We start from the raw sequence: 12035 nt of genomic DNA, 5'->3' as shown, positions 1-12035 counted from the left end.
GGTTTTAATACCTTACTATTCTTCTCTTCTGAGGCATTTTAGGCAACTACAAACTGAGTGGAAATTAAACGAGAAAGCGACCGTTTTATTATTTTTCTTTAAATACAATGGTTTAGTGTGATTTTGTGGTGTCAAATATATTGACGGTCACTGCCTTTTATTTAGAAGTCAAATAAATATTCGCTTAACTTATCTGCTAACCAAGTCATTGCTGGGTGTTCAATCTGACCGTTTGGGGCAAACATACAGTAGTCTTCTTGAGTCAAACCGTAAGTGTGTTTGATGACGGCAAGTTTTTGTTGGCGCAAGTAGTGGCGAATGAGCGGCTCTGGCAATACACCCCATGCGTCTTCTTCCAAAATGGTGTTGAGCATGTAATCGAAACTTGAGAAGCCAATGTATCGAGTTGAGAACGGCTGTAAGCCTGGGTTGTCTTTCTCGTTGAGGTAAACCATCAAAGCCTGCATTTGGCTGCGTAGATCTTCATCGGATACGCGACGCATCTTACTTAAGCGATGATCAACGCTACACACCGACATCATTCGGATTTTCCCCAGCGGTTTGTAAACAATGTGCGGGTCATCGATGCGTTCATAGTCGACACCGAATGCAAAATCGACTTGATGAGTACTGACTAAGTTAGCCAAGTCACCACTAGAGGCCAAGATGAGGTTAAACGTTGTAGAAGGGAATCGATTGTTGAGTCGGTGAGACAGTTCTTGCCACAAATCGTCTGGCAGTGAGTCATCACGCGCCACCCAGACTTCGGCGTTGAAGCCTTCGGATATTTGCGCGCATGTTTTTCTGATTCGTTGAGCTGTGACCAACAAATACTCGCAATCTTTGTAAATTGCTTTTCCCGCTTCCGAAAGCGTCAGTTGGTTTCCTGTTCTTGTGAACAACTCAACATCGAGCTCTTTTTCTAATGCCTTGATCGACATGCTGAGTTTGGTGCGGTTACAGTCTAACTGCCGCGCAGCTTCGGAGACTGAGCCACACTCTGCGATAGTGCAGAAAGCTTCTACCTGAGTTAAGTTCATGATTTGACACAACCAATTAAGAATTTGCAATAAAGTAGGGCACGATAGAGATGTGCTCCCAAAGCTGTGAAAGATTATCGAAAAAAATAGTAATTCGCCAGATAAGTCTATGGTCTTTTAGCGGTTTTGCGGTACCCTATAGCCTATTAATTTCAAAATGCGCCAACTGCATTTTGACGTCACATAGTGATATGTGGGCTATAAGAAGTGAACATGGAGGCCACGATGGCACAAGATTGGGACGGCTTAGCAAAGAACTGGGAATCGAACCCAGCAACAGAGCAATTTGCGCAGTCGGTGTTTGCACAGTTACAACAGCTAACTCAGCTTGATGGCATTAAAGTTTTAGATTTTGGATGCGGCACCGGACAATTAAGCCAATTGTTGTCACCCATTGTTAAGGATATTGTGGCGTTAGATGCGTCTGAAGCCATGATTGAAGAGCTCGACAAGAAAGAGTTACTCAACGTTGAGCCAGTCGTAGATGCATTATCACGAGGTTTAGTGGCGCAACATCCTGCTTTCCGCGGACAATTTGATCTTGTGGTTGCGTCTTCTGTCCTTGCTTTTGTCGATGATGTGGAATCATCGTTAGACATTGCTCATTCGTTGCTAAATGAAGGTGGTTACTTCGTTCATTTTGATTGGGTTGCAGAATCCGAGCAAGACGGTTTCACCTTAAGCCGCTCCGAGAATGCATTGAGCAACGCTGGTTTTGTCGATGTTGAAGCGAAAAAAGTGTTCGATATCACCTCTGATGGACAAACCATGTCGGTATTAATGGGCGTTGGTCGCCGTTAATTTACCAAAAAGATTAAAAAAAGCGAGCCAAGGTGCTCGCTTTTTTGTGGGTGGAATCTAAGCTGATATCGCGGTTTGAATCTCTTGAAGTATCTCTGGATTGGCAATTGCGCCTAAGTTTTCAACTTGTCGACCATTGACAACCTGCTTGACGGCAAGTTCTACCAGTTTGCCTGATCGCGTTTTCGGAATATCGCTGATGGCGAAAATGGCACTCGGCACATGGCGTGGTGAACAGGCCGATTTCAGCTGCGCTTTAATGCTACCGATTAACTCATCATCCAACTCATCTTGGCTTTCTAATTGAACAAAAAGCCAGATCTGTTCATTTCGATCCACTTCTTTCCCAACTGCGATGGAGTCAACAATGCCATCAATAGCATTCACCTGTTGGTAAATTTCTGCGGTACCAATTCTGACTCCGCCTGGATTAAGAGTGGTGTCACTGCGGCCATAAAAAACAAAACCGCCAACCTCACTTTTTTCTACATCGTCGCCATGATGCCAAACATTATCGAACTTATCCCAGTAGGCGCGATGGTAACGCTCGCCTGAATCACGCCAGAACCCAGAAGGAAAATTCGGCAGTGAATTGGTGCAAACCAACTCACCTCGTTCACCTACGACACTGTGGCCTTGTGGATTAAACACTTGCACATCAACGCCTAAGCCTGCGGATTGACACTCGCCTCGATAGACTGGTGATATCGGATTGCCTAATACAAAGCATCCGCAAATATCTGTGCCCCCAGCAATGGACGCTAAATGTACGTCTTCCTTTAGGTGCTCGTAAACGTAATTGAATTGCTCAGGATAAAGTACAGAGCCAGTTGAGCAAATCGTTTTGAGTGCGGGGAAAGCATCGGCTCTTTTCGGTGAGAATTGCGCTTTTTCAAGCGCTTCCAGATATTTAGCCGACGTACCAAACAAGGTCACGTCAGCATTTTGAGCAAGGTTCCACAGCACCTTGTGAGAAGGATAAACAGGGCTACCGTCAAAAATGACTAAGCACGCTCCGCTTGCAAGGGCGGAAACGTGCCAATTCCACATCATCCAACCACAGGTCGTGTAGTAAAAAACTCGATCGTTCGGTTGAATATCGCAGTGCAGTTGATGCTCTTTGACGTGATTCAGAATGGTGCCTCCGACCGAGTGCACGATGCATTTGGGTTTACCTGTCGTACCGGATGAATACAACACAAAGAGTGGGTCATTGAAGTTAACGCGAGTGTAGGTGAGGGGCTCAGGTGAGTATTGATTAAGCACGTTTTGCCAATCTTGGGTACAAACATCACATTCAAAGATGTGAGGCTTGAGATAGCTGATTTGGCATACTTGTTTGAGGCCATCGAGATGATCGGATATATGTTGGTTTTTCTCCGCCATGTCGAAAGTTTTGCCATTGAATGTGTAGCCATCACAAGTGAACAAAATTTTTGGTTTTACCTGTCCAAAACGTTCCAGCACACTTTCTACGCCAAAATCTGGCGAGGTAGACGTCCATGTCGCACCTAAGCTGGTGGTTGCCAACATCGCGATGACGGTTTGAGGAAGGTGCGGTAAGTAACCAGCAACAACATCGCCTTGTTTGATGCCACAATCCCTAAGCCACTGTTGAACACTCGAGACTTCATCACACAGCTGTTGCCACGTATAGGTCTGTCGTTCGTCGCGCTCATTTTCAAACCAGATGGCGAGCTCATGTGGTTTTTGATAAGCAAAACTCAATAAGTTTTCTGCGTAGTTAATATGAGCGTCAGGAAACCAACACAAATCGCGATTGAGTACTGGTTGTTGCCATTTGCTCTCGGCTTGGCTTTTTACCGTCTCACCTGCATTACCTATTACATCGCAAAACAGCCAGACCTCTTGCCAAAACTGCTTGTTATGATCCAAAGACCATTGGTGCAGGTCTGCGTAGTTTTTTAGGTCAAAACCTTGTCGATTAATATGTTCGATAAACTGAGTAATATTGGCTTCTGCGATACGACTTTCGCTCGGTTGCCATACTTTGTTGCTCTCGCGCATAGGTCCCTCTGTAACAAAGTGATAACAGTTTCAGTCTGAGGGGGAATGCCAATAAAGTCAAACTCCTGCTTCAAAGCTTGTTGTTTTATAAATCATGATGTTACGGTTTGATGTAAACAATATGTTACATCAAACTTTGATTGAGAAAATCGATCAGGGATTGGAAGCTCTTAAGACTCCAGATAGGCTTGATGTAAAGGATTTGTTAATGGAGATGAGTCATGACTCAATATCGTTCAAAACCCGTTAGCCAGGATGGAAGGGTAGAATGGAGCCACGAAGAAGATGCCATTTGGCGTGACCTTGTCACGAGACAAATGAGCGTGATCAAAGAGCGTGCGTGTGATGCTTATCTACGTGGTTTGGAACTGCTGAACTTACCTCAGGATCGTGTGCCTCAGTTGCCGGAAATCAATCGAGTCTTAATGGAAACAACAGGATGGCAGGTCGAGCCTGTGCCTGCTCTGATCGATTTCGACCGATTTTTTAATTTGTTGGGTAACAAACGTTTTCCAGTCGCGACTTTCCTAAGAACCCGAGAAGAGTTCGATTATTTACAAGAGCCGGATTTTTTCCACGAAATTTTCGGCCATTGTGCCATGCTCACGCATCCAGAATTTGCTGCGTTTACGGAACATTATGGTCAGCTCGGACAAGCGGCAACACCAAAACAGAGAGCTTACTTGGCTCGTCTTTACTGGTTTACCGTAGAATTTGGTTTAGTGAAAGAAGGCACGAAAACCAAAATCTATGGCGGCGGCATACTCTCTTCCCCAGGAGAAACCATCTACGCATTGGAAAGCGAAAGTGCAATTCGTGAGTCCTTTGACCTACAAACGGTATTAAGAACACCATATCGCATCGATATCATGCAGCCTAAATACTATGTGATTGATGATTTCTCCCAGCTTTTCCAAATTAGCCAACTGAATTTATTGAAACAAGCGGATCTAGCGATAGATGCTGGATTGCTTCCACCACTTTTTGAACCTAAGGAACCTGCTCATGCTGAATGAACAAAAATGCGAAGCTTGTAGCTTTGATGCCATTGCCCTGACGAAAGAAGAACAGCAATCTCTATTGCTGCAGCTGTCCGATTGGCATCTCATTGAAAGGGACGACATTCCGCAACTTGAGAAGGTCTATAAGTTTAAGAACTTTAAACAAGCGTGGGCGTTCAGCAATAAGATTGCGGAATTGGCAGAAGAAGAATTTCATCACCCGTCAATTTTGCTTGAGTGGGGCAAAGTCACCGTGACTTGGTGGAGCCATTCCATTAAAGGTTTGCATAAGAACGATTTCATCTGTGCGTCTAAGTGTGACGCGTTGGTGTTGAGCGAATAAACACGAATGGGCAGCCGTTGTTTGCTATTCATGCTCTGAAAAGCATTAACACACTTAACCATGAATAAAAAACGCCCGAACTGATATTCGGGCGTTTCCTATTTAGCTTTAGCACTTCTGTTTTATGGCCGCGGTTTTAGCGCCACAGTTGTAGACACTTTGAGATACTACTGTTTTTAGAGTTCGATACGAAAAACTGAGGTTGTGCCTGATACCTCGTTGCCAACGGCAATAAAATGTTGTCCGTTACGAGTAAAGTAGTTAATTGACTCGGGCGCTAGATCGCCCGCTTTAGGATTGTAAGTGTCATTTGCACACTCACCGTCTTCTACCAACGTACATACTGGTTGGGTGTAATCGCGGTGGTTTACATAATGCAAGAACTGCGCTTGTTTTGGTTCGGTGATGTCGTAAACCACAATACCGCCTTGGCGCTCTAAACCGATAAATGCGTAGTATCGCCCATTGATTTTCGCTACTTCGATGGCTTCTGGCTCGATGCCTTTATCATCACTTCTGTCATCACCGCTACTGTTGCTGTCGTTTGTGCTGTTGAAGTATTTGCCTTCGTTCAAGAGGGCAACCGTTGCGAAGTCGTCCCCACTATCAAAAACTAGCTCACCATTTTCATTCCAAATTGAGAATGAACGCGCGCCAAATGCTTGAACGTTTTCTTCTGCGTTTAATGTGTGGTTTGGTTTGATAACTTTGAGTCTAGCTAGCTGTTTGTTGTTTTTTAGAGCTTCAGCAAGAGGGTGGTCGGTCGTAACTTTGAGTTTTTTGCCACGGACTTCGTCGATATGGCTCAAACAGGTGCCTTTGACATTGGTGTAATCTGGCGTACCTTGATAGTCATCCTCGTCCCACATGAATCCTGCTTGATCACATTCAGCTTGAGTGGTTTTAAAACCATATTCGCGACCATCCCCTTCATTGGCCGAAACAATGTAGGTTTTGCCATTGACAGAGTAACTGTCTAGCGTGTCGGGCATGTACAAGCCAACCAGCTGCGGATAGCTTTTCAAATTGCCGATGATCTTATCTTTATTTGAGGCGTCCAGCTTTGAATTCGACCAAGACTTTTCCCCTAAATCGACAATTTTTTCTACCGAGTGGTTTTGCGGATCAATAATCGCCATTGCGTTATTTTCCTGCAAGGCGACATAAATTTTACCGTTGTCGGCAAACGTCAGGTATTCCGGTTCAAGGTCTTGAGCAATTGAGGCATTAGGGCCGGAAATACGCACCGCTTTTGGCAATTCATCTGAGCGCACTCCATCAAATTCGCCAAAGCCAATTTGCGTAACGTCAGCATTGTTAATACCTTTGCTCAAATCGACCAACGTCACGCTACCTTCGGGATCGATACTGTAATCGGAGTTCGGTTCGCCTTCGTTTGCGGTGGCAATGTAACGACCATCTTTAGAAAAACCAACCATATCTGGCAGCGCACCGGTTTTGAAAGTGGTGATTAGAGAAAGATCATCCGAGCGATACAGCGCGATCAAGCCATCTTCCTGCTTATTATTGTTTTCAATCGCGACGGCGACTAAACCATTAAATACAGCAACACTGTTGGCCGCGCCGATTTCAATACCTGCGGAAGTGCCCACATCGGTTAGGTCAATAAAATCGGTTTGTGAAGGCGCACTGCTTTCGTTGAGCGACAACACATCCACACGTTTGGCTTGAGCATTGACCACGTAGAGTTTGTCCGTGCACGCATCATAGTTCACGATTTCTGCGGCAGAAGTATCAAACGGCGCATCGGCGATAGATGACCCAACAAACGTCAAACCTTGGATTGAGGTTTCCCCAACAGCGGGTGAACTGATCGGCTTACATTGTGCACTGAAAGATGCGATAACATCGTTCTGTTGCGATGAACATGCGATGGCGAGCGTCGATAACGCCATTGCACCTATTGCCTTAATTGGGGTGGTCATGATATCTCCTTATCAATCCGATATACTGTCGCTCAATGCATGATTTTCAGATATCTATTCATTCACTGCAGTGGACGATAATAGAACATTGATTGACGTGTGATTTGGTAAGGCTCTGAATATATGTATGATTTATGAATCTTATATGGGCTTTTTATGAAACAAATGTGTCATTGGCGAGATTGCGATGGCATTAGGATTTGGAATGAAAATGGAACTACAACAATTTCTTGATGTGCTGGCATCATCACCTGAAAAGATTGAATTTGAAACGACGATGGCAGTGATTGAAGACAATTACTATTTTACGCCCGCTGCATTTACGAATGGCAATACGCAAAATGGCGCGAATGAAAACAACGGTTCGTGCAAAATTTTTGCATTCGGCTTATTGAACACTCTCGATAAAGAAGCGACGTTGGCGTGTTTTGGTCGTTTCTACCGCGAGGACGTACTGCTTCACCCAGAAAACAACGATCACCAAAATATCCGCAATTTCATGGTGACGGGGTGGGAAGGCATTCAATTTGAGACTTCTGCGCTTACCGCGAAATAGTTATCATTTTAGAATCGCGTTACATGAAGAAGCCAGTCGTATTATGCGACTGGCTTTTTTTCTAAACACTTGCGGCATAAACAAAGTTGATCGGGCTCCGGCTTAGGCAAGTCACGAGGCTCAATGCCAAAACACCAACACGTTTCTTTTCCTGCTGCAATATCGCAGTGAGCTTGCGAATCGCATTCAGGACAGCTGTGGGTGGAATCTTCGCCGGTGATTTGGTCGATAATGGTTTCACGTTGGAGTTCGGTTTTGTCTTTCCACTGGATGATTTCATCCATAGTTCGGTGACAGCCAGAACAAATTCCAGCGTTATTTTTACAGGCTGCTCTACACGGTGACTTCATTGCATTCTCGTTCTAATTTTTAATGTCGCGTACTCTAGCACAAAGCAACTCAAAGCCGTCAAAATAAACCGCCCTAACGATCGTTGAGTTTCTTGCCTTATTTGGTCCTTTAACTGGTGAGGGAGCACCGCTGGTGGTACTCTTGCGTGAGATGTCTTAACCGCGCTTCATTTATGTTAGAAAAAGAAAACCTGATTAAACTGGCAAGAATGCAAATGCCATTTGGCAAATATGCAGGCAGAGTACTTATTGATTTACCTGAGGAATATTTGCTGTGGTTTGATAAAAAAGGCTGGCCGAGCGGCGAGTTAGGTGACCTATTAAAGCTGTGTTTAGCGTTAAAAATTGAAGGGCTAGACAGCGTCGTGAAACCTTTGAAAAGGATGTAACCTGCCTCTGTAACCCTATTTCCCACGACACAGTGTGTTTTACTTCTAAAGAGTCAGACTGCCTGACTCTTTTTTCTTTAAAGTGAATTACCACTGGCCCCATAAATGGTTGTTTATCATGAGGGGATTCACGAATATTAGGCAAAGAGCATTCCTGACCTTTATAGCGCTGCTCCAAACCACCTCTGTTTCGCGCATTATCGCTAACATCCTCGTGCTAAATAGCATAAGATACTCGGCCTTTACCCAGTACTGAGCCTCTCATCGTAATGACAGACAAAACACAGCAAGCGACATTTGCCGATCTTGGCCTGATTCCAACCTTAGTCGAGCGACTAGAAGCGTTAGAATATAACCAACCAACACCTATTCAATCTCATGCTATCCCTCATGTGCTTGATGGCAGGGATATGATAGGCGGAGCCAATACGGGCTCAGGTAAAACCGCCGCTTTCTCGCTGCCAATTCTGCAGAAAATTCTTCAGCAAGGTGAATCAAATGATCGTCGTGGTAACTTCGTTTCTCATCTGATTTTGGTTCCTACTCGTGAGCTGGCGTCGCAGGTGGCTTACAACGTTAAATCTTACTCATACCATCTTAGAGATAAGATCAAAACGGTTGCCGTATTTGGTGGCGTATCCGTGAACCCGCAAATGCTGGCGCTACGTGGCGGCTGTGACATCATTGTTGCAACGCCGGGACGACTACTTGATCTGGTATCGAGTAATGCGATTAAGTTAGACCAAGTAAAAACGCTCGTGCTCGATGAAGCCGACCGTATGTTGAGTTTAGGATTTACCGAAGAGCTCAATAAGATTCTTGCCTTACTGCCAGAGAAGAAACAGACACTGCTATTTTCTGCTACTTTCCCTGAGAAAGTCACAGCGTTGGCTCAGCACTTACTTAACGATCCCGTTGAAGTTCAGTTACAGAGTGCAGAAGCCAGCACTTTGGTGCAGCGCGTGTTTAGTGTCAATAAAGGTGAAAAGACGGCGGTACTCGCACATCTAATCAAACAGCATCAATGGCGCCAGACTTTAATTTTTGTGAACGCTAAGAATGCCTGTAACCACCTAGCTCAGAAACTGTCAAAACGCGGCATCACTGCCGAAGTTTTTCATGGCGATAAAGGGCAAGGCGCTCGTACTCGCGTTCTTGATGGCTTTAAGTCTGGTGAGATTCAAGTACTGATTGCTACCGATATCGCAGCGCGCGGTCTCGATATTGAAAAATTGCCAGTGGTGATTAACTTCGATCTTCCGCGTAGTCCTGCCGATTATATGCATCGCATCGGACGCAGTGGCCGTGCAGGGGAAGTGGGTCTAGGTCTATCTCTTATCGATTACGATGACTACCACCACTTTAAAGTGATAGAAAAGAAAAATAAGTTCCAGCTTGAACGCGAGCAGGTAGAAGGCTTTGAAGTGGAAGATGACCAAAGTGAAGCCTACTTTTTACCGATGAAGCCGCGTGCAAAGCCAGCAGGAACGGGTAAAAAGAAGAAAAAGCGTAATCAGTAGAAGACGTAATCTACAAGTTAGTCGAATTACGAGAGTTTCTTGGGCGGAGATGAACCAGTTGGCCACTCGCTGCCCTTAATCCTTTTAAAGAACAATAGAGCCTTACTGGATCTGTCAGTAGGGCTCTATTGTTTTCCAAGGAAATATACTAGCGACGTGTCGGACGGCCACGAGATGAGCGTTTTTTAAATGAGGATGCTGCTTTCGCTTGTGAATTGAGAATAGAATCAACGGTTAGCGGCATTGGCTCTTTAGGCTCAAGACCGTGAGGGAAAGTACGGGCTCTTGGTGGCAAATTGTATTCTTCTTCACTCGCGCGTGGCATGCGCTTAAAGCGATAAAGATAAAAGTTTTCTAATTTTTCTCTCGCCCATTCAGTTTTCTTTAAATACTTCACGCTACTTGCAATCGAAGGCTTGGTATTAAAGCAATTAAAACGCATGGCTGTATCTAGAATGTCCCAGCCATAAAAATCTACCAACTCTTGCAACATAGTCTCTAGCTTTAACCCATGCAGTGGGTTGTTTTGTTGCAGTTCGATTCTTTCTTCGTCAGTCATCATTTTAGGGGCCTTACTCATCAAAGGGCGGAGTTTAGCAAAGTATACATTACAGAGATATCTATAGTTAGGCGGCGATGGTTTGAATAGAAACGCCAGAAGGCCTAGGCAGCGTAGTTAAGCCACTAAAGCAAAGGTAAATTGAGAGAAAACTACAAAGCCACCTTGTTTTAGGTGGCTTTGCTTTTGTCTGCGCATTGCGATTAAACGTAACTCAGCTCAGTGGTTGCCAGTTAGATAAGCGACTCAATGCCGTATTTTGCTCCGTAGTTTTCAACCACGAAATCGATGTCTTTGTCGCCTCGACCTGAAAGGTTGACAAGAATCGAACCTGATTCACCTTGTTGTGCCAGTTTGATTGCGTATGCGACTGCGTGGGAAGATTCGATAGCAGGAATAATCCCTTCTTCACGAGACAACTCAAAGAAGGCGTCTATCGCCTCGTCATCGTTGATTGACCCATAGTTCACGCGTCCGATGTCTTTTAAATAACTGTGCTGTGGGCCTACCGATGGGTAATCCAAGCCACTGGCGACGGAGTGTACCTCTTGTGGTTCGCCTTGCTCATCTTTAAGCATGTAAGACTTAAACCCGTGCATGATGCCTGGCTCGCCAAGCGTTAGGGTGGCTGCGTGTTCACCCACTTTGTCCAAAGATCGTCCAGCAGGCTCGACGCCGTGGATCGCGACGTTTTCATCTTCTAAAAATGCGCTAAACAACCCCATGGCATTTGAGCCGCCACCCACACACGCGACAAGATTGTTCGGCAATTTGCCCGTCATTTCTTTGAACTGAACTCGCGCTTCGTTCCCGATGATGGATTGGAAATCGCGAACCATTTTAGGGAATGGGTGAGGGCCAACCACGGAACCAATGGCATAAAGCTGAGTTTCTGGATCTTTGAGGTACGCTTCAAAGGCAGCATCAACGGCTTCTTTCAGCGTTTTACGTCCGTGCGTGGCAGGAATCACGTTAGCACCAAGGATCCTCATACGGACAACGTTCGGATGCTCTTTGGCGATATCGACTTCGCCCATGTAAATGTCACATTTTAAGCCAACCAAAGCGGCAGCAGTCGCCAATGCCACGCCATGCTGGCCTGCACCAGTTTCCGCAATCAGTTTCTTTTTGCCCATTTTCTTCGCAAGGATGGCTTCACCTAAACAATGGTTAATTTTGTGAGCGCCAGTATGGTTCAAGTCTTCTCGCTTTAGATAAATGTCGGCACCGTATTTCTTAGATAGATTCGCTGCATGAAAAATAGGGCTAGGTCGACCGACAAAGTGTTTATAAAGGCGAGCTAACTCGTCTTTGAACTCTGGATCTTGGCAACATTCTTCGTAAGCGGCGTTAATGTCTCGCATGATTTGCTCAAGCTCTGGCGGAACAAAGCTGCCACCATATTCGCCAAAATATCCTTCATTGTTGGGCATGTTGTGGTCGAAAGAATTTTTCATTAGTTACGTCCTAGTAAATGAGAGTATTGATACTTTTATACCCAA

The 12035-nt window shown here is 45.0% G+C and carries 12 protein-coding genes; 6 read left to right on the top strand and 6 right to left on the bottom strand.

What is annotated here, in order from left to right:
- Window positions 1-161: 161 nt before the first annotated feature.
- Window positions 162-1040 (bottom strand): LysR family transcriptional regulator, encoded by an 879-nt coding sequence (locus ACF8OV_RS22365; RefSeq protein WP_005461877.1) that lies wholly within the window; start codon window positions 1038-1040, stop codon window positions 162-164.
- 225 nt (window positions 1041-1265) lie between these two features.
- Between ACF8OV_RS22365 and ACF8OV_RS22360 the strand changes: the two genes are divergently transcribed.
- Window positions 1266-1841, top strand: a complete 576-nt coding sequence (locus ACF8OV_RS22360) for a class I SAM-dependent methyltransferase (RefSeq protein ID WP_015313043.1) — start codon at window positions 1266-1268, stop codon at window positions 1839-1841.
- A 57-nt stretch (window positions 1842-1898) separates the two neighbouring features.
- Here ACF8OV_RS22360 and ACF8OV_RS22355 read toward each other — a convergent pair whose 3' ends face one another.
- Window positions 1899-3869: an acetoacetate--CoA ligase gene (locus ACF8OV_RS22355; RefSeq protein ID WP_203504137.1), complete on the bottom strand. Its 1971-nt coding sequence runs from the start codon at window positions 3867-3869 to the stop codon at window positions 1899-1901.
- A 221-nt stretch (window positions 3870-4090) separates the two neighbouring features.
- Here ACF8OV_RS22355 and phhA point away from each other — a divergent pair, with 221 nt between their 5' ends.
- A complete protein-coding gene (phhA, locus tag ACF8OV_RS22350) occupies window positions 4091-4885 on the top strand; it encodes a phenylalanine 4-monooxygenase (RefSeq protein WP_025637317.1) in 795 nt (264 codons plus the stop codon).
- Window positions 4875-5213, top strand: a complete 339-nt coding sequence (locus tag ACF8OV_RS22345) for a 4a-hydroxytetrahydrobiopterin dehydratase (protein WP_005482617.1) — start codon at window positions 4875-4877, stop codon at window positions 5211-5213. The genes phhA and ACF8OV_RS22345 overlap by 11 nt, the downstream gene beginning before the upstream one ends.
- Window positions 5214-5389: 176 nt before the next feature.
- On the opposite strand, the gene ACF8OV_RS22340 is transcribed toward ACF8OV_RS22345, so the two are convergent.
- Entirely contained in the window at window positions 5390-7159 is a 1770-nt protein-coding gene (locus ACF8OV_RS22340) for a choice-of-anchor I family protein (RefSeq protein ID WP_203504136.1), read from the bottom strand.
- 211 nt (window positions 7160-7370) lie between these two features.
- Between ACF8OV_RS22340 and ACF8OV_RS22335 the strand changes: the two genes are divergently transcribed.
- Window positions 7371-7715: a HopJ type III effector protein gene (locus tag ACF8OV_RS22335; RefSeq protein ID WP_025501187.1), complete on the top strand. Its 345-nt coding sequence runs from the start codon at window positions 7371-7373 to the stop codon at window positions 7713-7715.
- Window positions 7716-7756: 41 nt separating this feature from the next.
- On the opposite strand, the gene ACF8OV_RS22330 is transcribed toward ACF8OV_RS22335, so the two are convergent.
- On the bottom strand, window positions 7757-8065 hold the full coding sequence (locus ACF8OV_RS22330) for a cysteine-rich CWC family protein (RefSeq protein WP_079853489.1): 309 nt from the start codon (window positions 8063-8065) through the stop codon (window positions 7757-7759).
- Between the two features lie 173 nt (window positions 8066-8238).
- Between ACF8OV_RS22330 and ACF8OV_RS22325 the strand changes: the two genes are divergently transcribed.
- Together ACF8OV_RS22325 and ACF8OV_RS22320 are read left to right on the top strand one after the other, a co-directional pair.
- A complete protein-coding gene (locus tag ACF8OV_RS22325; RefSeq protein ID WP_005375557.1) occupies window positions 8239-8454 on the top strand; it encodes a DUF3820 family protein in 216 nt (71 codons plus the stop codon).
- 269 nt (window positions 8455-8723) lie between these two features.
- Entirely contained in the window at window positions 8724-9974 is a 1251-nt protein-coding gene (locus ACF8OV_RS22320) for a DEAD/DEAH box helicase (protein ID WP_005462089.1), read from the top strand.
- Between the two features lie 148 nt (window positions 9975-10122).
- On the opposite strand, the gene ACF8OV_RS22315 is transcribed toward ACF8OV_RS22320, so the two are convergent.
- Both ACF8OV_RS22315 and trpB read right to left on the bottom strand, forming a co-directional pair.
- On the bottom strand, window positions 10123-10536 hold the full coding sequence (locus ACF8OV_RS22315; RefSeq protein ID WP_005462112.1) for a VF530 family DNA-binding protein: 414 nt from the start codon (window positions 10534-10536) through the stop codon (window positions 10123-10125).
- A 230-nt stretch (window positions 10537-10766) separates the two neighbouring features.
- Window positions 10767-11990, bottom strand: a complete 1224-nt coding sequence (gene trpB / locus ACF8OV_RS22310) for a tryptophan synthase subunit beta (RefSeq protein ID WP_114868123.1) — start codon at window positions 11988-11990, stop codon at window positions 10767-10769.
- Between the last annotated feature and the right edge of the window lie 45 nt (window positions 11991-12035).

Source organism: Vibrio sp. GLN_1, assembly GCF_043106015.1.
GTDB lineage: Bacteria > Pseudomonadota > Gammaproteobacteria > Enterobacterales > Vibrionaceae > Vibrio > Vibrio parahaemolyticus.
Note: the sequence above shows the minus strand (reverse complement) of the source record. Positions and strands in the feature narration are given on the sequence as shown.

Coding starts and splice junctions, on each gene's coding strand:
- ACF8OV_RS22365 (WP_005461877.1), bottom strand. CDS start 1,040: ATGAACTTAACTCAGGTAGAAGCTTTCTGCACTATCGCAGAGTGTGGC.
- ACF8OV_RS22360 (WP_015313043.1), top strand. CDS start 1,266: ATGGCACAAGATTGGGACGGCTTAGCAAAGAACTGGGAATCGAACCCA.
- ACF8OV_RS22355 (WP_203504137.1), bottom strand. CDS start 3,869: ATGCGCGAGAGCAACAAAGTATGGCAACCGAGCGAAAGTCGTATCGCA.
- phhA (WP_025637317.1), top strand. CDS start 4,091: ATGACTCAATATCGTTCAAAACCCGTTAGCCAGGATGGAAGGGTAGAA.
- ACF8OV_RS22345 (WP_005482617.1), top strand. CDS start 4,875: ATGCTGAATGAACAAAAATGCGAAGCTTGTAGCTTTGATGCCATTGCC.
- ACF8OV_RS22340 (WP_203504136.1), bottom strand. CDS start 7,159: ATGACCACCCCAATTAAGGCAATAGGTGCAATGGCGTTATCGACGCTC.
- ACF8OV_RS22335 (WP_025501187.1), top strand. CDS start 7,371: ATGGAACTACAACAATTTCTTGATGTGCTGGCATCATCACCTGAAAAG.
- ACF8OV_RS22330 (WP_079853489.1), bottom strand. CDS start 8,065: ATGAAGTCACCGTGTAGAGCAGCCTGTAAAAATAACGCTGGAATTTGT.
- ACF8OV_RS22325 (WP_005375557.1), top strand. CDS start 8,239: ATGTTAGAAAAAGAAAACCTGATTAAACTGGCAAGAATGCAAATGCCA.
- ACF8OV_RS22320 (WP_005462089.1), top strand. CDS start 8,724: ATGACAGACAAAACACAGCAAGCGACATTTGCCGATCTTGGCCTGATT.
- ACF8OV_RS22315 (WP_005462112.1), bottom strand. CDS start 10,536: ATGATGACTGACGAAGAAAGAATCGAACTGCAACAAAACAACCCACTG.
- trpB (WP_114868123.1), bottom strand. CDS start 11,990: ATGAAAAATTCTTTCGACCACAACATGCCCAACAATGAAGGATATTTT.